The organism is Asanoa sp. NPDC050611, assembly GCF_040654855.1.
Classification (GTDB): domain Bacteria; phylum Actinomycetota; class Actinomycetes; order Mycobacteriales; family Micromonosporaceae; genus Asanoa.
This window is the reverse complement of record NZ_JBFAIU010000645.1, coordinates 1-1,921: the sequence shown is the minus strand read 5'-3', so window position 1 is coordinate 1,921 and position 1,921 is coordinate 1. Positions and strand designations below refer to the sequence as shown.

At 74.2% G+C, this 1,921-nt stretch carries 2 protein-coding genes; one reads left to right on the top strand and one right to left on the bottom strand.

Going from position 1 to position 1,921, the window contains the following annotated elements:
* Positions 1 to 21 precede the first annotated feature (21 nt).
* Positions 22 to 648 carry a substrate-binding domain-containing protein gene (locus AB0H87_RS41410; RefSeq protein WP_360159230.1) on the bottom strand — a complete coding sequence of 209 codons (627 nt, stop codon included), beginning with the start codon at positions 646 to 648 and terminating at the stop codon, positions 22 to 24.
* A gap of 136 nt (positions 649 to 784) precedes the next feature.
* On the opposite strand from AB0H87_RS41410, the gene AB0H87_RS41405 reads away from it, so the two are divergent.
* The coding region (locus AB0H87_RS41405; protein ID WP_360159227.1) for a glycosyltransferase family 4 protein at positions 785 to 1,921 on the top strand (1,137 nt) is incomplete at its 3' end.

The following is a 1,921-nucleotide window of genomic DNA, read 5'->3' as shown; positions in this document are numbered from 1 at the left end:
TGCGCCGGCGGTCCGACGACTTCATGGCGGTCGCCACCCCGGGCGCCGGCAAGACACCACCGGCACCGGCGGCCGCTCGGCCGCGACGAGCGTCTTCCAGTCGAGCGCCCGCCCGGGCCAGCCGAGCCGGCGGGCGGAGCGCTCGTCGAGGGCGAGCACGACCGGCGTGCTCGCCACCGAGACTCCGGCCTCGGGCACCTGGTAGGCGCCCGCGGCCCGGGCCCGGCGCAGCCAGAGGGTCGACTCGGGCAACCAGACGTCCGGCAGCGCGCCCTGCGGCGCGGTCCCACTGGGCGAGGTCGCCGGCGAATCCGATGCCGACCGCGAGGGCTCGGCGCCGGGCGTGCCCACGGCAGCGGGCGCGGTGCCGGCGAGCTGGCGGAGCACCTCGGCCGACTCCCGCGCGTCGACCGCGATGTCCAGGCAGCGGTCGCGCGCGGCGAGCCGCCGGCCGACCTCCTGCGCCGGCTCCGCCACGCTCGGCGCCACGGCGATCCGCAGGGAGGTGCGTTGCACGCAGGCGGGGTCACTGCGCGTGCGGTCCAGATAGGTGACCCCGGCCCAACCGGCCAGCACCAGCACGAGGGCGGAGCTCAACACCACGACCGGCCAGAACTCCGCTCGTCGTCGGACGCCACTGTCCGCCAAGAGTCTCTCCCCTGCGTCGTGAACGGCTCTCTCCGCGCCCGGACAGTTGCGGTAGGGCGTTGCGGATCATCGGGCGGGCGCCCTAGTGTGACGCGACCGCGAATCGTACTCGCTAGTAGGAGTGAACGAGTAGACCATGGCCGATGCTCCCGCTCGTCACGTGCTGTTCCTGAACTGGCGCGACACGCTGCATCCGGAGGGCGGGGGCTCCGAGGTCTACATCCAGCGCATGGCGGCCGAGATGGTCGCGCGGGGCTACCGGGCGACGATGTTCTGCCAGGCACACGCGCACGCGCCCGCGCAGGAGACCAAGCCCGACGGCGTCGACGTCGTCCGGCGCGGCGGCCGGCACACGGTCTACCTGTTCGCCGCGCTGGTCTACGTGCTGGGCGCGGTCGGCGTGGGTCCGCTCTCGCGCCGCCGGCTCGGCCGGCCCGACCTGATCGTCGACGTCTGCAACGGCCTGCCGTTCCTCAGCCGGCTCTACGCGCGCCGCCCGGTCGTCGCGCTGGTCCACCACGTGCACCGGGAGCAGTGGCAGGTGCTCTTCGGACCGATGCGGGCCCGGGTCGGCTGGTGGATCGAGTCGCGCCTGGCCGTCCGCGTCTACCGCGGCTGCCCGTACGTGACGGTCTCCGAGTCGACCCGCACCGAGCTGGCCGGCCTCGGCGTCGACGACGCGGCGATCAGGATCGTGCACAACGGAACCCCCGCGGTCGTCGGCCCGCCCGCGCCGCGGACGGCCCATCCGAGCCTGATCGTGCTCGGCCGCCTGGTGCCGCACAAGCGGATCGAGCTGGCGATGCGCGCGACCGCGCTGCTCTCGCTCGAGATGCCGGGCCTGGAGCTGGTGATCGCCGGCCAGGGTTGGTGGGAGGAGCCCCTGCGCCGGCTCGCGGCCGACCTGGGCATCGAGGAGTGCGTCCGGTTCACCGGATTCGTCACCGAAGAGCGCAAGCACGAGTTGCTCTGCGGTTCGTGGCTGGCGCTGGCGCCGTCGCTCAAGGAGGGCTGGGGGCTGACGATCGTCGAGGCCGCCGTGCACGGCACGCCGTCGGTCGCGTTCCGGTCAGCGGGCGGCGTCTCCGAGGCGATCCTCGACGGTACGACGGGCGTGCTGGTCGACGACGAGGTGGACTTCCTGCGGGTCGTGCGCCGGCTACTGCGTGACGCGGAGCGACGCGCGGAGATGGGCCTCGCCGCCCGCGCCTACGCGCAGCGGTTCAGCTGGGAGTCTTCCGGGGCGGCCTTCGCCGAACTGGTCGCGGCCGCC